Consider the following 19,975-nt stretch of genomic DNA (forward strand, 5'->3'; position numbering starts at 1 on the left):
TCGGCGGTCGGGCTCGTGGCGGTCATCGTCGCGGCGACGGACGGCGAGCCGCGGGCGCTGACGGTCCAGGTGCCGGGCCAGGCACCGGGCCGGCAGGACGGCCTCCCCTACGGCCCTCTGGTACCCGAGCATCCCACCCTGGAGCGCGGTCTGCGCGCCTGGGTCGAGCGCCAGACGCATCAGCGCCTGGGCTATGTCGAGCAGCTCTACACCTTCGGCGACCGCGACCGGCAGGGAGACGCTTTGGGGGGGCTTCACTCGCTGTCGGTGGCGTATCTCGCCCTCGTCCGCGAGATGCGCCCGGCGGGGCTCGCGGAAGCGTCCTGGCGCAACTGGTACCGCTACCTGCCCTGGGAGGACTGGCGCTCCGGCCGGCCCGACGCGCTCGGCGAGATCGAAGCGAAGCTCCTGGCCTGGGCCGACGAGACCGGCGACCCGAAGCTCAAGCGGCGGCGCGAGGACCGGCTCGGCCTCACTTTCGGCCTGTGCGGCGGCGCCTGGAACGAGGAGCGCGTGCTCGAACGCTACGAACTCCTGTTCGAGGCCGGCCTGATTCCCGAGGCGCAGGGTCAGCCCGGCGAGGCCCGCTGTTCGGAGATCGCCGTCACCGGACAGCCCATGGCCTTCGACCACCGCCGGGTGCTCGCCACCGCGATCGGGCGCATGCGCGGCAAGATCAAGTATCGTCCGGTGGTGTTCGAGCTGATGCCGCCGACCTTCACCCTGTTCCAGCTGCAGCGAACGGTGGAGGCGCTCTCGGGCACCGAACTGCACAAGCAGAACTTTCGGCGCCTCGTCGTGCAGCAGGGCCTCGTGGAGGAGACGGACGACGTCACCAGCGGCACCACCGGGCGCCCGGCCCGCCTCGTGCGGTTTCGCCGGGAGGTTCTTCTCGAGCGGCCGGCCCCGGGTTTCCGGCTCACCCCGTCGCGTCGTTCCACCTGAGGCGACGGCACCGGTACGCCCGCGAATTGTTGCGTCGCAAAATTGTTATGCTCAGTTCCAGCATATCTAGACAAGCGCCGCCCCGCATCCTACGTTAGTCGGCACAATGCTCAATTTGAGCATAAGTGAGGAGGCGTTCATGGCGGCCACCACGCTCCCGGCGAGCCGGATCTCGTCCGCGGCTTTTCCCCTGCCGCAGATCTACGATCGGGTCAGCCGGCATGTCCCGGCGATCGAGTGGCCGGCGCTCGCCGGAGACGTCGAGGCGATCCTGGCGCTCAAGAAGGCGCGCAACGCCGTCATCCTCGCCCACAACTATCAGGCGCCCGAGATCTTCCACACCGTGGCCGATATCGTCGGCGACAGCCTGGCGCTCGCCCGCGAGGCGGTGACGGTGGATGCCGACGTGATCGTGCTCGCCGGCGTACACTTCATGGCCGAGACGGCCAAGCTCCTGAATCCGAGCAAGACGGTCCTCATCCCGGACCTGCGCGCCGGCTGCTCACTCGCCGATTCGATCACGGCCGCGGATGTCCGCGGCCTGCGGTTGAAGCATCCCGGCGTACCGATCGTGACCTACGTCAACACCTCCGCCGCCGTGAAGGCGGAATCGGACATCTGCTGCACCTCGGGCAACGCCGTCGACGTTGTGCGGTCGCTGAATGCGCCCCGCGTGCTCATGATCCCCGACGAGTTCCTGGCCCAGAACGTCCAGGCGCTGGTGCCGGAGGTCGAGATCCTGACCTGGGCCGGCCATTGCGAGGTCCACGAGCGCTTCACCCCCGCCGACATCCGCGAAGTCCGCGACGCCTATCCGGGCATCACGGTGATCGCTCACCCCGAATGCCCGCCGGACGTGGTCGCGGAATCGGATTTCTCCGGCTCGACCGCGATGATGATGAACTTCGTCACGGACAAGCGCCCGGCCCAGGTGGTCCTCGTGACCGAGTGCTCGATGGCCGACAACATCGCGGTGGCCAACCCCGACATCGAGTTCATCAAGCCCTGCAACATGTGCCCGCACATGAAGCGCATCTCCCTCAAGAACATCCGCCACGCCCTGGAGACCCTGACCCACGAGGTCACGGTGGAACCGGAACTCGCCGAGCGCGCGCGCGCCGCGGTGGAGCGCATGCTCGCGGTGCGTCCGCGATGAACGCACCGTCCCGCTTTCCCGTCCGCCCCCTGGGGGTGGACCGCGTCGTCGTGGTCGGGGCCGGCGTCGCCGGTCTCGCCACGGCCCTGCGCCTCGCGCCGCTGCCGGTGACCGTGGTGACGGCCTCACCGCTCGGCTTCGGCACCGCCACCGGCTGGGCTCAGGGCGGGATCGCCGCCGCGATCGCCGAAGACGACGCACCGGCCCTGCACGCGGCCGATACCGGGGCCGCCGGAGCCGGCCTCACCGATCCGGCCGTGGCGCGACGCGTCACGGAGGCCGGACCGGGCCTGATCGACTGGCTCGTCAACCTCGGCGCGCCGTTCGACCGCGATGGGGACGGCGCCCTCGCGCTCGGGCTGGAGGCGGCGCATTCCCGCCGCCGCATCGTCCGCGCAGGGGGCGACTCCACCGGGCGTGCCGTGCTCGAGACGCTGGTGCGGGCCGCGATGGCGACGCCCTCGATCGAGATCGTCGTCGCCTCGGTCCGCGACCTGATCCGGGATGGACAGGGCGGCGTCGCCGGCGTGGTCTGTGAGCACGACGGCGCGATCTTTCCGATGCCCGCCCGTGCCGTGGTGCTGGCCACCGGCGGTGTCGGCGCGCTCTATGCCTCGACGACCAACCCGCGTGGTGCCACCGGCCGCGGCCTCGCCTTGGCGGCACGGGCGGGTGCGGTGATGCGCGACATGGAGTTCGTGCAGTTCCACCCCACCGCCATCGCCACCGGCGCCGACCCGATGCCGCTCGCCACCGAGGCCCTTCGCGGCGAGGGCGCGCGGCTCGTCGATGGGGACGGAACGCCGGTCATGGCCGGCATCAGCGGCGGCGACCTTGCCCCGCGCGACGTGGTGGCTCGCGCCATCTTCCAGGCACAAGGGCGCGGTGCCGAGGTCTTTCTCGATTGCCGTGGCGCACTCGGCCTGCGCATGGCGAGCCGGTTTCCGACCGTGGCGGGCCTGTGCGCCGCCGCCGGCATCGACCCGCAGCGCCAGCCGATCCCGGTGCGGCCGGCGGCGCACTACCACATGGGCGGCGTCAAAGTGGACGACGCCGGGGCATCGTCTGTGCCGGGCCTCTACGCCTGTGGCGAAGTCGCCTCGACCGGCCTGCATGGCGCCAACCGGCTCGCCAGCAATTCGTTGCTGGAAGCCCTCGCCTTCGCTCCGCGGATCGCCGGGGCGATCGCGGCGGCAGCGCCCCGGAGCGCATCACCGCTACTCTGCGAGGAGGCGCGGCCCGTCTCCGATCTCGCGGGCCTGCGCGCGCTCATGGAAAGCCGGGTCGGGGTCGTGCGCGATGCGGAAGGCTTGACCGAGGCGGTGAGACGCCTCGCGCCCGCTGCCCGGTACGGCTGCGACTCGGCCCTCACCGGGCTGATCGTCGCGGCCTCGGCCCTGGCGCGGACCGAGAGCCGCGGCGCCCATTGGCGCAGCGATCACCCCGAGCAGACTGCGCCCGGCCACACCGAGACGACGCTGGCGCAGGTATGGGCCTCGGCAGAGAGTCTCGCCGAAGCCGCGACCGTCGACGCCTGAGAAGAGGGGCAAACCGATGCGCGACGACCTCCCACCCCTCCCCCGCCTCCTCGTGGAGCCGATCGTCCGCGCGGCGCTCCTCGAAGACCTGGGCCGAGCCGGCGACATCACCACCGACGCCATCGTGCCGGCGAGCGCCCGGCTCGACGGCGTCATCGCCGCCCGCCAGAACGGCGTGATCTCCGGTGTCGACGCCGCCGCGATCGCCTTCGCGCTGATCGATCCCGCCGTCGAGGTCGTGGTCGAGCGCGGCGACGGCGCCCTCGTCGGCCCCGGCGACGTCGTGCTGCGGCTATCCGGCCCGGCGCGTGCCATCCTGACCGCCGAGCGCGTCGCCCTCAACCTGCTCTGCCGGATGTCGGGGGTGGCCACCGCCACGCACGGCCTCGTCGAGGCTGCCCGCCCGCACGGCAAGGCCAGCATCGTCTGCACCCGCAAGACCACGCCGGGCCTGCGCGCCCTGGAGAAGCATGCTGTGCGCGCCGGCGGCGGCTCCAACCACCGCTTCGGCCTCGACGACGCCGTGCTGATCAAGGACAACCACGTGGCCGTGGCCGGCGGCATCGTGCCGGCGATCACCCGTGCCAGGGCCCGGGCCGGTCATCTCGTGAAGATCGAAGTCGAGGTCGATACCCTCGACCAACTCGAACAGGCTCTGTCGGTCGGCGCTGATGCCGTGCTCCTCGACAACATGAGTCCCGAGCAACTGGCGCGCGCCGTTGCGATGATCGCGGGCCGGGCGCTCGCCGAGGCGTCGGGCCGGATCACCCGCGAGACGGTGGGCGCCGTGGCGGCCTCCGGGGTCGATCTCATCTCGTGCGGCTGGATCACCCACAGCGCACCGATCATCGATCTCGGCCTCGACGCGAGCTGACTCTTGCGGCTAGATTCCTAAAGCCAAGCCGCCACACTGTTGCCACAGAGTCACGTCGGTGGGGCGAGTGTTGCTGCAGCGCGATTTGACCTTGGCTTTAGGCGGGGGGCGTTTACGTCTTGGCGATGCTCGTTGCGGTATGTTGCGTCGCTGCCGCCACCGAGTTTCCCTAAAGATTATCGCCCGTTTTCGAGAGGCCTTGATGCGTCGTTTCGCAACCGCCCTGACGGGGCTCGCCTGCATGACGAGCGCATGGGCCGCGCCCGCTGCGGCCTATGAGATCGACCCTCTCACCCGCCAGCCCCTCGACAACGCCCTCATGGTCCGGGTGCGTCCGCAGAACGAGCCGGTTCCGACGGCGAGCGTGTCGCTCAGCCCGTCCGACCCGCTGGCCTCCGCCGTACCGCAGATGTCGGCGATTCAGCGCGAGACGGTGGCGTATAACGGCCCGTATGGCGCCGGCACCATCGTGGTCTCCACCGCCGAGCGTCGCCTGTACTACGTGATGGGCAACGGCCAGGCCCTGCGCTACGGCGTCGGCGTCGGCCGTCCCGGCTTCACCTGGGGCGGCGTGCAGACGGTGACGATGAAGCGCGAATGGCCGGATTGGCGTCCCCCGGCCGAGATGCTGCGCCGCCGCCCCGACCTGCCGCGCTTCATGAAGGGCGGCATCGAGAATCCGCTCGGCGCACGCGCCATGTATCTCGGCGGCTCAATCTACCGCATCCACGGCTCCAACGAGCCGGAGACGATCGGCACTGCCGTCTCGTCGGGCTGCATCCGCATGACCAACGACGACGTGGCCGATCTCTATACCCGCGCCAAGGTCGGTACGAAGGTCATCGTCCAGCGCTGAAAATGTTATGTGATGGTGAAACGGGGTCGGCGGGAACGCCGGCCCTTTTTGCGTTAGCGGATCAGCGGTTGAAAGTGTCATACAGATCCGGCCACTCGGAATTAGGCTCTTCGATGAGGCGGACCTTACAGTCACGTTGACGCCACCTGCGTTTCTGGGTTCCGGGCTCGCCTGCGGCGACCCGGAATGACCAAAGTCGCGCTCTATACTCAGTGGCACCCACATCCGCTTCCGCAACTCCCCTCCCCGTCTGGCTTGGCTGCCACAGGCTTCGCCGCCGACCGCTTCGCCGGCTCCCGGCTCAAACCCCGCTCCTCCAGTTCCGCCAGATAGGTCGGCCAGCGCTTCCGGTATTCGCGCCCGAGGTCGTAGAGGTAGGCCCAGCCGAACAGGCCGGTATCGTGCATGTCGTCGAAGGTGAGCTTCACGGCGTAGTTGCCCACCGGCTCCACGGCCAGGATCGCCACGTCGATCTTGCCGCCGATCACCTTGCGCTCGGACGGGGAATGGCCCTGCACTTCGGCCGAGGGGCTCGACACCCTGAGATACTCGGCCGGGAGCGCGAAGCGGCCGCCATCCTCGAAGGCGACGTTGAGGGTCCGCTTGTCGCCCGACAGGCGGATCTCGGTCGGCCAGCGCTCGGAATTCGCCGGAACATCCTGACGCTCGACGATCTGTTGGCTCATGGCGACCTCCTCGACCCGCGTAACCCAGCCGCGCGGCGCGCGCGCTTGCCCACAGGGGCGCGAGACCTCATATGGCTGGTCATGCTAGGTTCGTCACGCGACCACGCCCCCGAAATTTCCTCCGGCAAGAGTCCCGAGTCCAGCATGGGCGTTCCCTACGCCGTCCCCAGTGTGACCGCCCCGCTGATCGACCCGTTCGAGCGGGCGATCACGTATCTGCGCATCTCGGTGACCGATCGATGCGACCTGCGCTGCGTCTACTGCATGTCCGACGACATGACGTTCCTGCCCAAGGGCGACCTGCTCTCGCTGGAGGAACTCGACCGGCTCTGCGCCGTCTTCGTCGGGCGCGGCGTGCGCAAGCTCCGGATCACCGGCGGCGAGCCGCTGGTGCGGCGCGACATCCTGCACCTGTTCCGCCGCCTTTCCCGCCACCTCGACAGCGGCGCTCTCGACGAGCTGACGCTGACCACCAACGGGACGCAGCTCGGCCGCTTCGCCGGTGAACTCGCGGCCATGGGTGTGAAGCGCGTCAACGTGTCCCTCGATACGCTCGACCCCGCAAAGTTCCGGGCGGTGACCCGGCGCGGCGACCTCAAGGTGGTGCTCGACGGGATCGAGACGGCGCGCAAGGCTGGGCTCAAGGTCAAGATCAACGCCGTGGCGCTCAAGGGCGTCAACGAGGACGAGCTCGCCGACATGATCGCCTGGGCGCATGGCGACGGCATGGACATGACGCTGATCGAGGTGATGCCCCTGGGCGAGATCGAGGGTGACCGCACGGACCAGTTCCTGCCGCTCTCGGTCGCGCGGGCACGCCTGGAGAGCCGCTTCACCATGGTGCCGCTCCCGGACCGCACCGGTGGCCCGGCACGCTATGTCCGCATCGCTGAGACGGGCGGGCGCCTCGGCTTCATCACGCCGCTGACGCATAATTTCTGCGAGAGCTGCAACCGGGTGCGCCTCACCTGCACCGGCAAGCTTTACATGTGCCTCGGCCAAGAAGACGCCGCCGACCTGCGATCGGCCCTGCGGGCCTCCCCCGACGACGCCCTCGTCACGCAGGCGGTCATCGACGCCATCGCCAGGAAGCCCAAGGGCCACGACTTCGTCATCGAGCGGGCGCGGCCCGCGGCGGTCCCACGCCACATGAGCGTGACCGGCGGCTGAACGATCTCCCCCGGGTTTGACGCTCCACGACTTCGAACCTAGACCGCGTCCAGTATTCCTAATGGGTGAAGATGGTCATGGCGAAGGTCGCATTCCTGGGGCTCGGGGTGATGGGTGGCCCCATGGCCGGCCACCTTGCCGCCAAGGGTCACGACGTCACCGTCTATAACCGCACCAGAGCCAAGGGCGAAGCCTGGGTTGCCCGCCATGGCGGCACCTTTAGGGAGACGCCGCGCGAAGCCGCCGAGGGCTGCGAAATCGTCTTCGCCTGCGTCGGCAACGACGACGACCTGCGCGGCGTGGTCCAGGGTGAGGATGGCGCCTTCGCCGGCATGCAGCCGGGGACGATCTTCGTCGACCACACCACGGCCTCCGCCGAGATCGCCCGCGCCCTGTCGGCCGTGGCGGCGAAGGCCGGCATCGGCTTCATCGATGCTCCGGTCTCCGGTGGCCAGGCCGGGGCCGAGAACGGTACCCTCACGGTCATGTGCGGCGGCGAGGCCGAGACCTACGCGGCGGCCGAGCCGGCGATCCTCTCCTTCGCCAAGGCCTCGCGGCTGATGGGGCCGGTGGGTTCAGGCCAGCTGACCAAGATGGTCAACCAGATCGCCATCGCGGGCGTCGTCCAGGGGCTGGCCGAAGCGATCCACTTCGCCAAGCACGCGAACCTCGACGTCGAAGGGGTCCTCGACGTGATCTCGAAGGGTGCGGCCGGCTCCTGGCAGATGGAGAACCGCGGCAAGACGATGAACGCCGACAAGTTCGATTTCGGCTTTGCCGTCGACTGGATGCGCAAGGACCTCGGCATCGTCCTGGCCGAGGCCCGGCGCAACGGCGCGCAACTCCCCGTCGCTGCCCTCGTCGACCAGTTCTACGCCGACGTCCAGTCGATGGGCGGCCACCGCTGGGATACGTCGAGCCTCATCGCGCGCCTGCAGCGCTGAGGAGCGACCATGCGAGGTCGAGGGCGTCGTCCGGGTCGGTCCAGCGCCAGTCGGCCCCCATCTGGTGTCGGAACCACGTGAACTGACGCTTGGCGTAGCGGCGGGTATCGGCCTGGCCGCGCCGGATCGCCTCGTCTCGCCCGATCTCACCGTGCAGATGGGCGATCAGTCCCGGCACCCCGTGCGCTCTCATGATCGGAAGCAGCGGATCGAGGCGGCGCTCGGCGAGCCTTGCGACCTCGTCGAGGGCGCCTTCTTCCACCATGGCGATGAAGCGGGCATCGATGCGCTGCCGCAGCACGTCGCGGTCAGGCGCCAGGAAGAGCTTGACGAGCGGCTTGCCCGCGAGGGGTCCGGGCCGGCGCAGGCCCAGGAACGCGGCAAGCGGGCGGCCGGTCGCGGCGAAGACCTCGAGCGCGCGCATCACGCGGGCACGATCGCTCGGCCGCAAGGCTTCGGCGCCGACCGGGTCCTTGACGGCGAGTGCGGCATGCAGCGCCTCGGTCGGCCGATTCTGCGCCCAGTCGCGGATCTCGGCGCGAACCGCGTCCGGCACGGCGGGAAGATCGGACAAGCCCTCCTCCAGGGCCCGGAAATACAAGCCGGTGCCGCCCACGAAGATCGGGATCGTGTCGGATGTCGCGAGTTCGGCGATGAGGGTCCCCGCCTCACGGGCGAAATGGCCGGCCGAATAATTCACCGCTCCGTCGACATGCCCATAGAGCCGGTGCGGAACCGCGCCCTCCTCCTCGGCGCTCGGGCGGGCCGACAGACGCCGCAGGTCGGCATAGACCTGCATCGAATCGGTATTGACGACGACACCCGCAAGTCGGCGCGCCAGTTCCAGGGCGAGGCCCGACTTGCCCGAGGCGGTCGGCCCTGCAATGAGGATCGCGGACGGTCGACCTTCGGGCTGCGACGGCGCGGGCCGTTCTTCGTCGGGCGGCGGCAAGATGGGGATGCTCCCGGATGACCCTCGTTGCGACCCTGATAGCAAACGAGCGCCGCCCCGCCATCACGGATGCGGTCCTGGCCGAAGCCCGCGCCGTGCTCGCCACCGATCATCAGCCGCGTATCCTCCACGGCGAGGTCGCGGCGGAACTCCTCGTGCCCGGTGACGCCGCGGCGGCTCCGGCCCTGGCCCGACGCCTGCGGGCCGCCTTCGCCGCCGAGCCCATCGACGTCGCGGTGCTGCCGGGCGGGCGCCATCGCCGCAAGCGACTCTTCCTTGCCGACATGGATTCCACCATGATCGAGCAGGAATGCATCGACGAGCTCGCCGACACTATCGGCCTGCGCGCGCGCGTCTCGGCCATCACCGAGCGGGCGATGCGCGGCGAGATCGCCTTCGAGCCGGCCCTGCGCGAGCGGGTGGCCCTGCTGCGCGACCTTCCGCTGGACACGATCGACGCGCTGATCCGCGAGCGGATCACCCGGACGCCCGGCGGCCGGATACTGGTTCAGACCCTGAAGGCCCATGGCGCCCATACGTGCCTGGTCTCGGGCGGCTTCACGCTGTTCACCGGGCCGATCGCCGCGATGATCGGTTTCGACGAGGCGCATGCCACCACGCTGGGCGTCCGCGACGGGCGTCTCACCGGAACCGTCGAAGAACCGATCGTCGGCAAGGAGACGAAGCGGGCGACACTGATCGCCCTGCGCTCGCGCTTAGGCCTCGATCCGGCCGAGACGCTGGCCGTCGGAGACGGCGCCAACGACCTCGACATGCTGGGAGAGGCGGGGCTCGGCGTCGCCTTTCGCGCCAAGCCCAAGGTCGCTGCCGCCGCGCGAGTGCAGATCGAGCACGGCGACCTCACCGCCCTCCTGTACCTGCAGGGCTATGCGGCGAGCGAGTTCGTCGACTGATCAGGGCTTCCGGTCACTTCGGAAGCGTCTGAGCAGGTCGGTCGCTACTCCAGCCCGATTGCGACGAAGCGCACGTCCCCGGTCGCCGACGCCACCAGCAGCAGCACCGACTTGCGGCCTTCCTTCTTGATCTGATCGACGCGCTTGGTCACGTCGGCAGGGTTGCTCACCGCTTCCTGCCCGACCTCGACGATGACCTCGCCCGGCTTGATCTGCTTGTCCGAGGCCGTGGAGTTGGGGTCGACCTTGGTCACCACGACGCCCTTGAGGGTGTCCTTGATGCTGTAGCGGCGGCGAAGCTCGTCGGTGATGCCCGACAGGCTGAGGCCGAGCGCCTGGCGAGTGACACTTTCCGCCTCCGGCTGGCGGACATTGGCGAGCTGCGGCTTCTCGTTGTCCTCGAGACGGCCGAGGGTCACGGATTTCGTCGCCTCCTGACCCTTCCGCACCACGATGACCTCGACCGTCTTGCCCACCGGCGTCGCGGCGACGATTCGGGGGAGGTCGCCGGAGGACTGCACGACGGTCCCGTTGAAGCGGGTGATGACGTCGCCGACCTCGAGACCCGAGGACTTGGCCGGGCCCTTCTCGTCGATCCCGGCGATCAGCGCGCCCTTCGCGCCGCCCTTGAGGCCGAGCGCATCGGCGGTGACATCGTCAACGTTCTGGATGCGAACGCCGAGCCAGCCGCGCCGGACCTCGCCGAAGTCGCGCAATTGCTGGATCACCGGTCCGGCGGTGCCGGTCGGGACCGCGAAGCCGATGCCGACCGAGCCGCCGGTGGGCGACAGGATGGCGGTGTTAATGCCGATGACCTCGCCGTTCATGTTGAACAACGGTCCGCCGGAATTGCCCTTGTTGATGGCCGCATCCGTCTGGAGATAGTTGTCGTAGGGGCCGGACTCGATGTTGCGGCCGCGCGCCGAGACGATGCCGGCCGAGACCGATCCGCCGAGGCCGAACGGGTTGCCGATGGCGATCACCCAGTCGCCCGGACGCATCTTGTCCGAATCGCCGAGCGGCACGGCCCGGAGCGGCTTGTCGGCCTCGGGCTTCACTCGGAGCACGGCGAGATCGAGCTTCGGATCCTTGCCGATGATCTCGGCCTTCAGCTTGGTGCCGTTATGCAGGATGACCTGGATGTCGTTGGCGTCGCCGATGACGTGGTTGTTGGTCACGACGATGCCCGAAGCGTCGATGATGAAGCCGGAGCCCAGGGAGTTCGACTTGCGCTGCTGACGGGGGCTCTCGCCCTCGCTGCGCTCACCGCCGCCACCGCCCCGTTGACCGCGCTTGTTGAAGAAATCCTCGAACAGATCCTCGAACGGCGTGCCGGGCGGAAGTTGCGGCAGGGTGCGGCTCGTCGGAGGCCGTGACTCCACCGTCGTGGAGGCCGAGATGTTCACGACCGCGTCGGTCACCTGATCGGCAAGATCCGCCAGCGATTCCGGACCCTTCGCGAAGGCGGGCACCGGCAACGCCGCGAAGGCGACGGAGGATCCGAAGGCGAGTCCGGCCAGGGCCGCGCGGGTCCGTAGGCGGAAACCGTGGGCAGGGGGTGCCTTCGCGGCGCTCGCGACGGAAACCATGATCGACCTCTCGATTGAAACGATGCCTATAGATCGTCCTGCCCGAGCCGCGATCAAGGGGAACCGGCGCCCTGCCGCGTTCCGCCGCGGCCACAGGCCCGTCCGTCCGAGATGGCGCCGTCCAGGCGGCGCCACCCCGGATGCTGGCCTCAGCGCGCGGGTGCGGTCGACCCGGTGGAGCCGGGATCGCGGCTCGCCCGCGGAGCGGTGCCGGGAGCACGTCCCTGCGGATCGCTGAAGTAGCGGAAGAAGTCCGAATTCGGGCTGATCACGAGCCGGGTATCCGAGCCCTTCAGGCCGGCCTCGTAGGCCTGCATCGACCGGTAGAAGCTGAAGAAGTCCGCGTCCTTTCCGTAGGCCTCGGCAAGAATGCGGTTCTTGTCGGCGTCTCCCTGGCCCCGAAGGGTCTCGGACGTCTGGTTGGCTTCCGACAGGAGCACCGTCACGTCGCGGTCGGCCTTGGCCTTGATCGTTGCGGCCTTCTGGTCGCCGTTGGCGCGGATATCGGCGGCCTCGCGCTTCCGCTCGGTCTTCATGCGCTCGTAGACCGCGGTGGAATTCTGCGGCGGAAGGTCGACCCGTGTCATGCGCAAGTCGACGATCTGGACGCCGAGATCCTTGGCCTGACGGTTCACGTCTTCCTGGATCTCGTTCATCAAGCTCGCACGGCCGGTCCGCACGATGGCGTCACGGGTCGAACGGGCCAGCACGTTGCGCAGGGCCGAGTTCGTAAAGCTGGCCAGCAGCGTGTTGGCGCGGGAGACATTGTTGGCCGACTGGTAGAATTTCAGCGGATCGAGGATCCGGTAGCGCGCGAAGGCGTCCACTTCGAGGTTCTGCCGGTCGGCCGTCAGCAGGGTCTGGACCGGCAGGTCCAGGTCGAGGACGCGCTTGTCGAAGATGACGACGTTCTCGACGAACGGGATTTTGAAATACAGCCCGGGCTTGTCGGTGCCGGTCTGGTTGAGCACGGCGCGCACGCGGCCGAGCTGCAGGACGAGCGCCTGTTGCATCTGCCCGACGGTGAAGACCGAGGCGTAGAGGGCGACGGCGATCGCGGCCGCGATGATCGCGGCGCCCGTGCGGATGACCTGGCCGTTCATCGTGCGACTCCCCCTGCCGTCGAGCCGGGGCTCTGGCGCCCGAATTCCGTCAAGGGCAGGACCGGCAGCACACCGGCCGCCGTGGTTCCGGCGACACCACCGCCGCCCTGGTCGATGATGACCTTGTTCACCGAACCCAGGACGCGCTCCATCGTCTCGAGGAAGATGCGTTCACGGCTGATGACCGGGGCGATCCTGTAGGAGTCGTAGACCTGCTGGAAGCGCGCGGCCTGGCCGGTCGCCTCGGCGGTGGCCTGGGTCCGATAGGCTTCCGCCGCCTGCACGATCTGCGAGGCTCGGCCACGGGCCTGGGGCACCACGCTGCTCGCATAGGTGCCGGCTTCGTTCTGGACGCGTTCGGCATCCTGCTGGGCGGCATTCACGTCGATGAAGGCGGGCCGGACCTCCGGGGGCGGGTTCACGCTCACGAGCTGGACCACCTCGATGCGCACGCCGGCGCCGTATTCGTCGAGCGCCTTCTGGGTGATCTCCTTGACTTCCTGGGCCACGCTCGACTGCTCATTGGTCAGGATCGGCTGGATGTTGCGCCGGCCCACCACCTCGCGCATCGCGCTCTCGGCGATGGCCTTGATGGTGCCCTCGGGGTTGGCGAGGTTGAAGACGTAATCGGAGGCCTTCAGCGGATTGACGCGCCACTGCACCTCGAAGTCGAGATCGACGATGTTCTCGTCGCCGGTGAGCATCAGGCTCTCTTCGCCGACGTCGCGGCCGCGGCTCTGCGCGCCGACGCCCGGACGATAGCCGACGGCGACGCTGTTCACCTGCCCGACATTGGGCTTCTCGACGCTGCCGATCGGATAGGGAAAGTTGTAGTGCAGGCCGTCGCTGGTCGTGCTCGTGTAGCGGCCGAAGATCGTCTCGATGCCGACCTGCTGCGGCTCGACCTTGTAGAAGCCGGTGAGCAGCCAGGCGCCGAGGGCGAGACCGGCCGCGACGAGAACGCCGCGTCCACCGCCCATGCTTCCGCCGGGCATGACGCCGCGCAGGCGATCCTGGCCCCGTCGCAGAAGATCCTCGAGATCCGGCGGCGTCTTGCCGCCACCGCCACCGCCGCTGCCCCAGGGGCCGCCGCCATTGCCGCCGCCACCGCGCCCCCAGGGCCCTCCCCCGTTGCCGCCGCTGCCGCCGCTCTGATTGCTCCAAGGCATGCTGGCCGATCTCTCCTACTCAAGCAGCGTCGTGTATCGACGGGATCATCTCGGTACGGACGACCCACCGGTCGGGATACCCGACGCTCAGCACCTGCGTGCCGCCGCTCAGTCCTGTCAAGGCTCGGAAGTGGGCACGCCCGCGGGCAAAGGCAACCTTGACCATGCGGTTCTGCACAATGGGTCGCGGGTCAAGGTGAACGCATCAGCGCTCGCGGATCAGGTCGACGAAGCTGAAGGGATGCGCGTCGTGCTCGCCCGCAGGGTGCGGTTCGCGCCCGATCTCGCGGAAATCGCGCCGCTCGAAGGGCGGAAACAACGTGTCGCCGTCTGGGCTCGCCTCGACCTCGGTCAGGTGGATCATGTCGGCCCTGGGCAAGGCGAGGGCGTAGATCTCCGCCCCGCCCGCGACCATGAGGTCGTGCGTGCCCGCCGCCGCCACGGCCTCCGCCCAATCATGGACCGCGGTCACGCCTTCGATGGAGAACGCGCGGTCGCGCGTCAGGACGAGGGTGCGCCGGCCCGGCAGGGGACGGCCGATGGAGTCGAAGGTCTTGCGACCCATCAGCAGCGGCTTGCCCATGGTCAGGGCCTTGAACCGCTGGAGGTCGCTGCGCAGTCGCCAGATCAACTGGTTGTTGCGCCCGATGACGCCGTTGCGTGCCACCGCGGCGATCACGACGATGCGCGGAGAGGATGGAGGCTGCATTTGGACTCCCGTTAGATCGCGATCGGCGCGCGGATCGCCGGGTGCGGCGCGTAATCGCGGATCGCGATGTCGTCGAAGCGGAAGGCGAAGAGGTCGCGAACCTCCGGGTTCAGGGCGAGGCGAGGCAGGGCGCGCGGCTCGCGCGAGAGCTGAAGACGGGCCTGATCGAGGTGGTTGAGGTAGAGGTGGGCATCGCCCAACGTGTGGACGAAGTCTCCGGGCTCCAGTCCGACGACCTGCGCGATCATCGCGGTGAGGAGAGCGTAGGAGGCGATGTTGAAGGGAACGCCGAGGAAGACGTCGGCCGAACGCTGATAGAGCTGGCAGGACAAGCGTCCGTCGGCGACGTAGAACTGGAACAGGCAGTGGCAGGGTGCCAGCGCCATCCGGTCGAGATCGGCCGGGTTCCAGGCGGAGACGACGAGGCGCCGGGAATCCGGGTTGCGCCGGATCTCGTCGAGCACCCAGGCAATCTGGTCGATGGAGCCGCCGTCGGGAGCCGCCCAGGACCGCCATTGCCGGCCGTAGACCGGCCCGAGTTCTCCGGCCTCGTCGGCCCACTCGTCCCAGATCGTGACGCCCTCGGCCTGGAGCGCGCGGACATTGGTGTTGCCCGAGAGGAACCACAGCAATTCGTGGATGATCGAGCGCAGGTGCAGCTGCTTCGTGGTGACGAGGGGAAAACCTTGCGTCAGATCGAACCGCATCTGGTGCCCGAACACCGAGAGCGTGCCGGTGCCGGTCCGGTCGTCCTTGCGCACCCCGTGATCGAGGATCCGCGACAGCAGCTCGTGATAGGCGATCATCGTGAACCCCGCTCCGGGCGGTGCCGATAGCGCGAACGGCCTCGCAAGGCCATCGTCACGTCGGGGACGGCCACAGTACGTAGACCAGGATGGCGAGGTTGCTCCAGCCGTGGAGGACGATGCACGGCCAGAGCCGGTCCGTCCGCCAGCGCAGCCATCCGAGCATCAGGGCCAGCGGCAGCAGCGAGACCGGACGCGCGATCCCCGCCTGGGAGACGTGGGCGAAGGCGAACAGCAGCGCCGTGGCCACGATCGCGCCGGCCGGACCCAGGAACCGCCGCGCCTTGGCGAAGATCTCGCCGCGCATGAGGATCTCCTCGGCGACCGGCGCCAGGAGCGTGACGTAGAGGAGCCAGGCCGCGACCGCGGAGGGGGGCATGCCGCGCGCCAGGGTCACGTGACGGGCGAAGGGTGCGGCGAAGAGTTCTGCCGTCGCGGTGACCCAGAGGATGTGCAGGAACGGCCAGGCCAGCAGGATCATGAGCAGGCGTCCGGCCGGCAACCCGGGGGCCGTCGTGCCGCGCGCGAAGCCGAGGGTGCGGCGCCACCCACCGCGATCCCGCCACAGGACCGTCCCGACCACCAGGGCGGCCAGCAGCACCTGTCGCAGGATGTCGACGGCGAGCTCGCGCAAGGCCAATTGCCGCGGGAACAGGCGGGGTCGCTGGTTCTGGGCGAGGAACGGATCGATTCCGTCGATGAGGTCGCCGCCGACCCGCACGAGGATGAGGGCGAGGACGCTGGCCACGGCGAGGTAGAGAAGCGCCAGGAGCGTGATGGCGCCGAGACCGAGGAGTCGAACGCCGAAGGATGGCGCACGCTCAGGCGAAGCGGCGGCGATCACCGCGTCCGGCGTGGCGAGGTCCGGCACAGCGAGAGCGCGCGGTTGCGCGTTTCCGGCAACAGCCGCGGCATCAGGCGTGATCGTCCAACGATCGGGCTTCAAAACCGGCCGGACTCCCTCTATATTCCATTTGCCGGTCGCAAGGCAGGCTATGGCGATAAACGGTCTTCGAAATAAACCTATCGGACCCGGGGGCGGTACCCGGCGCCTCCACCAAGACCCAGGGCCTTTGGACGCAACGTCCGCACAAGGGCCGTGTCCTTGGGTTTCGGCGGGGGCGAAATAGGATCGATGAGGGCGTAAAGGTTGAGCTTTCGCTCGGCATGGTTCCGCCGTTATCGGGCCTCTGCAATAGTTGCCAATGACAACTTTGCTCCGGTGGCGGTGGCTGCGTAAGCGGTCCCCAATACCAAACCAAAGTCCTACCGGTTAGCATCGGATAGGCGGGGTTCGGAGGCACCTGGCAACAGAAGCCTTCACTCGAGTTTCGAATACCCGGTGCGCCCGAACGCGCGGAACGACCGGAAGGCACCGGGCAGGGCGACCGACGATGGCAGACGATCTCATCCGTTACGATCTTCTGGTGCAGGATGCGCTGCGCGGGGTCGTGCGGAAGGTCCTCACCGACGCCGCCCGCGAGGGATTGTCCGGCGAGCATCACTTCTACGTCTCGTTCCGGACCGAAGCGCCGGGCGTGCGGATCTCTCAGCGCCTGCGGGAGAAGTATCCGCAGGACATGACCATCGTCCTCCAGCACCAGTTCTGGGACCTCGGCGTCACCGAGCACACCTTCGAGGTCGGGCTGTCGTTCTCCGGGGTACCCGAGCGGCTGCTCGTTCCCTTCGATGCCCTCACGGGATTCTTCGACCCCTCAGTTCAGTTTGGACTGAAGTTCGACCTGAACGACGGGTCGGAGGAGAGCGGGGAGGCCGAGAACCAGCCGTCGTCGGCCGGGATGGGCGCGCCGCGCGGTGCCGCGTCGGAACCGACCGAGATGAAGCCCAAGGTCGTTGGGCAAGGCAACGTGGGGCAGGGCAACGCCGCCGGTCAGAGCCTTCCGGCGATCGGAACCACCGTGCCGAAGCTCCTTCCCGCCGCGCAGAATGCCGAGGCCTCGAAGTCTGCCCGTCCTGTGGGGAAGAAGCCGGACACCGACTCCGAGGGCTCCGCGCCGCCGGAGAGCAGCGCAGAGGTCGTCAGCCTCGACGCTTTCCGCAAGAAGAGCTGAGCGGCGGCCGGTTCAGGCCCGCCGCGTCACCCCCATCCGCAGGCCGTTCTCCGGCCGCAACGTCACCCGTTGCAGCGGCACCACGGGCGCATGACCCTCCGGCAGGGTGAACCGCACCGCCCGCACGAGATGGGCGAGCACCAGGGCCGCCTCCTGCAGCGAGAAGCTCTGGCCGATGCAGACCCGCGGCCCGGCGCCGAAGGGGAGGTAGGCGAAGCGCGGGATTGCGTTGCGGTTCTCCCCCAGGAACCGGTCGGGCACGAACGCCTCGGGATCGTCCCAGAGCGTCCGGTGGCGATGGAGGACGTAGGGCGCCACCATCACCAGCGAGTTGCGCGGGATCTTGATGCGGCCGATCCGGTCCTCCGCGATGGCCTGCCGGCTCATGAAGGGGACGGGCGGGAACAGCCGCATCGTCTCCTCCATCACCGCCTTGGCGAAGGGCAGGCGCTGGACGTCGAAGTGACCGCCCTCGTCCGCCGCGGCGTCGACCTCCTCCTCCAGACGCCTCACCGTGGAGGCGTCCTGTGACAGGCAATAGAGCGCCCAGGTCAGGGCGTTGGCGGTGGTCTCGTGACCGGCCGCCAGGAAGGTGACGATGTTGGCCTTCACTTCGAGGTCGGTGAGGCCCTTGCCGGTCTCGGGGTCCTGCGCTTCGAGCAGGAGGGTGAGGAGATCGGCCGGAGCGTCGCCGGCGGCGATGAGCGCGCGCCGCCGGGCGATCAACTCGTCCACCACCTCCTCGAAGAAGCGGATCGCCGGGCGTGCCCGGATGCGGCCGATGCGCGGCAGGAATCCCGGCAGGCCGAACACGTCGAGGGGGTCGATCGGCCCGATTGATTCGAGGAAACGGGTGATCGCCCGCCCGAGGGCGTCGGGCTCGCTCGACAATCCGCTCGTGAAGATCGTCCGCTCGAGCACGTCCAGGGTGACGCGCGTCATCTCCAGGGCGACGTCGACGGTGGTTCCGTCGCGGCGGGACAGGCGGCGCGCGATCTTGGCGCCGGCCGCGTTCATGGCCTCGGCGAATCCGAGGACGTGGCGCGGAGAGAAGATCGGCGCCAGGGTGCGCCGCTGCAGGCGCCATTCCTCGCCCTCCGCGGTGAGAAGGCCGTTGCCGAGGCCCGGTGCCAGCACCCGACGCTGGAGGTCGTCCTTGCGATAGTTCGCGGCGTTGTCGACGTAGAGGTAGCGGATCAACGCGGGATCGCTCACCACCGTGACCCGGCCGAGCGCCCCCTCTCCCGCCACCACGGGCTGGATGAAATGGTCCTCCAGCCAAGTGGTGATGGGGTTGGACCGCACCGCCTTGAGGAACGCGAACAGGCCCGGTTGCTCGCGCAAGGGGCGCGGCACCGTCGGGCGGAACCGGACGACCGGATCCGCGCTGAGGCTCGTGCCTGACACCATCGACGACATCCTCGAACGGAGATGGGTTTCGGGACCGAAACGGAACCGTGCCGTTGTTGCAGCGCGATGCCAGAGTGGCATCGCGCTGAACGCCGGCACCCGGTAAGTAGGGTCGCACGATCCCCGACCTAAGAGGCCACGATGTCGCCGCAGGAAAACCTCGCCACCCGCACCGAATCGGACACCTTCGGGCCGATCGAGGTCCCGGCGCATCGCTACTGGGGCGCCCAGACCCAGCGCTCGATCCAGAACTTCAAGATCGGCACCGAGCGCATGCCGGCGCCCCTCGTTCACGCGCTCGGACTCGTCAAGCAGGCCGCCGCCCTGGTGAACCGGGACCTCGGAGGGCTCGACCCGGCGGTGGCCGAGGCCATCGCCGCATCGGCGGCCGAGGTCGTGGAGGGTCGCTACGAGGACGAGTTCCCGCTCGTCGTCTGGCAGACGGGCTCCGGCACGCAGTCCAACATGAACGCCAACGAGGTGATCGCGAGCCTCGCCAACGAGCGGCTTGGCGGCAAGCGCGGCGGCAAGTCGCCGGTCCATCCCAACGATCACGTCAACCGCGGCCAGTCCTCGAACGACACCTTCCCGACGGCGATGCACATCGCCGCCGCCCGCGAGATCCAGAACAGGCTGATGCCGGCGCTGACCCATCTCCACGGCGCGCTCGACGCCAAGGCCAAGGCATTCTCCGACATCGTCAAGATCGGCCGCACGCATCTGCAGGACGCGACCCCGGTGACGCTGGGCCAGGAATTCTCGGGCTACGCCGCGCAGGTGGCGCTGGGCGGCTCGCGCATCGCCGCGACCATGCCGGGCCTGCTCGCGCTGGCGCAGGGCGGCACCGCGGTCGGGACGGGCTTGAACGCGCATCCCGAGTTCGCCGAACAGTTCGCCGCCAAGGTCGCCGAGCTGACCGGCCTGCCCTTCACCAGCGCCGACAACAAGTTCGAAGCACTGGCGACCCACGACGCCATGGTGTTCACGCAAGGCGCGCTCACGGCCCTAGCGAGCGGTCTCTTCAAGATCGCCAACGACATCCGCCTGATGGGCTCCGGTCCGCGCTCGGGCCTCGGCGAGAT

Annotated in this window: 19 protein-coding genes and 1 other RNA gene; 11 read left to right on the forward strand and 9 right to left on the reverse strand. The window is 68.9% G+C overall.

Annotation, left to right across the window (positions count from 1 at the left end):
• The 5 genes from ACFE7U_RS05075 to ACFE7U_RS05095 all read left to right on the forward strand — a co-directional run.
• On the forward strand, positions 1-945 hold a 945-nt coding region (locus ACFE7U_RS05075; RefSeq protein WP_375408644.1), incomplete at its 5' end, for a hypothetical protein.
• Between the two features lie 139 nt (positions 946-1,084).
• A complete protein-coding gene (gene nadA, locus ACFE7U_RS05080) occupies positions 1,085-2,101 on the forward strand; it encodes a quinolinate synthase NadA (RefSeq protein ID WP_375408645.1) in 1,017 nt (338 codons plus the stop codon).
• Positions 2,098-3,639 carry an L-aspartate oxidase gene (locus ACFE7U_RS05085; RefSeq protein ID WP_375408646.1) on the forward strand — a complete coding sequence of 514 codons (1,542 nt, stop codon included), beginning with the start codon at positions 2,098-2,100 and terminating at the stop codon, positions 3,637-3,639. Before nadA ends, ACFE7U_RS05085 begins: the two co-directional genes overlap by 4 nt.
• Positions 3,640-3,655: 16 nt before the next feature.
• Positions 3,656-4,513 carry a carboxylating nicotinate-nucleotide diphosphorylase gene (gene nadC / locus ACFE7U_RS05090; RefSeq protein WP_375408647.1) on the forward strand — a complete coding sequence of 286 codons (858 nt, stop codon included), beginning with the start codon at positions 3,656-3,658 and terminating at the stop codon, positions 4,511-4,513.
• 202 nt (positions 4,514-4,715) lie between these two features.
• Complete coding sequence (locus ACFE7U_RS05095; protein WP_375408648.1) at positions 4,716-5,369, forward strand: L,D-transpeptidase; 654 nt, start codon at positions 4,716-4,718, stop codon at positions 5,367-5,369.
• 209 nt (positions 5,370-5,578) lie between these two features.
• Here the strand turns inward: ACFE7U_RS05095 and ACFE7U_RS05100 are convergent, their stop codons facing one another.
• Positions 5,579-6,055, reverse strand: a complete 477-nt coding sequence (locus tag ACFE7U_RS05100) for a gamma-butyrobetaine hydroxylase-like domain-containing protein (protein ID WP_375408649.1) — start codon at positions 6,053-6,055, stop codon at positions 5,579-5,581.
• Between the two features lie 144 nt (positions 6,056-6,199).
• Here ACFE7U_RS05100 and moaA point away from each other — a divergent pair, with 144 nt between their 5' ends.
• Together moaA and ACFE7U_RS05110 are read left to right on the forward strand one after the other, a co-directional pair.
• Positions 6,200-7,225, forward strand: coding sequence for a GTP 3',8-cyclase MoaA (moaA, locus tag ACFE7U_RS05105; RefSeq protein WP_375408650.1), 1,026 nt, complete (start codon positions 6,200-6,202; stop codon positions 7,223-7,225).
• A 77-nt stretch (positions 7,226-7,302) separates the two neighbouring features.
• Positions 7,303-8,169, forward strand: coding sequence for an NAD(P)-dependent oxidoreductase (locus ACFE7U_RS05110; RefSeq protein WP_375408651.1), 867 nt, complete (start codon positions 7,303-7,305; stop codon positions 8,167-8,169).
• Here the strand turns inward: ACFE7U_RS05110 and miaA are convergent.
• Positions 8,147-9,121: a tRNA (adenosine(37)-N6)-dimethylallyltransferase MiaA gene (miaA, locus tag ACFE7U_RS05115; RefSeq protein ID WP_375408652.1), complete on the reverse strand. Its 975-nt coding sequence runs from the start codon at positions 9,119-9,121 to the stop codon at positions 8,147-8,149. The genes ACFE7U_RS05110 and miaA overlap by 23 nt on opposite strands.
• Positions 9,122-9,138: 17 nt before the next feature.
• Between miaA and serB the strand changes: the two genes are divergently transcribed.
• On the forward strand, positions 9,139-10,035 hold the full coding sequence (serB, locus tag ACFE7U_RS05120) for a phosphoserine phosphatase SerB (protein WP_375408653.1): 897 nt from the start codon (positions 9,139-9,141) through the stop codon (positions 10,033-10,035).
• A 44-nt stretch (positions 10,036-10,079) separates the two neighbouring features.
• On the opposite strand, the gene ACFE7U_RS05125 is transcribed toward serB, so the two are convergent.
• The 6 genes from ACFE7U_RS05125 to ACFE7U_RS05150 form a co-directional block, all read right to left on the reverse strand.
• Entirely contained in the window at positions 10,080-11,624 is a 1,545-nt protein-coding gene (locus ACFE7U_RS05125; protein WP_375408654.1) for a Do family serine endopeptidase, read from the reverse strand.
• A 149-nt stretch (positions 11,625-11,773) separates the two neighbouring features.
• Complete coding sequence (hflC, locus tag ACFE7U_RS05130) at positions 11,774-12,727, reverse strand: protease modulator HflC (protein ID WP_375408655.1); 954 nt, start codon at positions 12,725-12,727, stop codon at positions 11,774-11,776.
• Positions 12,724-13,896, reverse strand: coding sequence for an FtsH protease activity modulator HflK (gene hflK, locus ACFE7U_RS05135; protein WP_375408656.1), 1,173 nt, complete (start codon positions 13,894-13,896; stop codon positions 12,724-12,726). The genes hflC and hflK overlap by 4 nt, the downstream gene beginning before the upstream one ends.
• 205 nt (positions 13,897-14,101) lie before the next feature.
• Complete coding sequence (locus tag ACFE7U_RS05140; RefSeq protein WP_375408657.1) at positions 14,102-14,605, reverse strand: dihydrofolate reductase; 504 nt, start codon at positions 14,603-14,605, stop codon at positions 14,102-14,104.
• An 11-nt stretch (positions 14,606-14,616) separates the two neighbouring features.
• Complete coding sequence (locus ACFE7U_RS05145; RefSeq protein ID WP_375408658.1) at positions 14,617-15,411, reverse strand: thymidylate synthase; 795 nt, start codon at positions 15,409-15,411, stop codon at positions 14,617-14,619.
• Positions 15,412-15,466: 55 nt separating this feature from the next.
• Entirely contained in the window at positions 15,467-16,282 is an 816-nt protein-coding gene (locus ACFE7U_RS05150; RefSeq protein WP_375408659.1) for a lysostaphin resistance A-like protein, read from the reverse strand.
• A gap of 66 nt (positions 16,283-16,348) precedes the next feature.
• Between ACFE7U_RS05150 and ssrA the strand changes: the two genes are divergently transcribed.
• Positions 16,349-16,736: a transfer-messenger RNA gene (gene ssrA, locus ACFE7U_RS05155) on the forward strand.
• 69 nt (positions 16,737-16,805) lie between these two features.
• Positions 16,806-17,483, forward strand: coding sequence for an SspB family protein (locus tag ACFE7U_RS05160; RefSeq protein ID WP_375408660.1), 678 nt, complete (start codon positions 16,806-16,808; stop codon positions 17,481-17,483).
• Between the two features lie 12 nt (positions 17,484-17,495).
• Here ACFE7U_RS05160 and ACFE7U_RS05165 read toward each other — a convergent pair whose 3' ends face one another.
• Positions 17,496-18,893 carry a cytochrome P450 gene (locus ACFE7U_RS05165; RefSeq protein ID WP_375408661.1) on the reverse strand — a complete coding sequence of 466 codons (1,398 nt, stop codon included), beginning with the start codon at positions 18,891-18,893 and terminating at the stop codon, positions 17,496-17,498.
• A gap of 141 nt (positions 18,894-19,034) precedes the next feature.
• Between ACFE7U_RS05165 and ACFE7U_RS05170 the strand changes: the two genes are divergently transcribed.
• On the forward strand, positions 19,035-19,975 hold a 941-nt coding region (locus ACFE7U_RS05170; protein ID WP_375408662.1), incomplete at its 3' end, for a lyase family protein.

Source organism: uncultured Methylobacterium sp., from assembly GCF_964251405.1.
Taxonomy (GTDB): Bacteria; Pseudomonadota; Alphaproteobacteria; order Rhizobiales; family Beijerinckiaceae; genus Methylobacterium.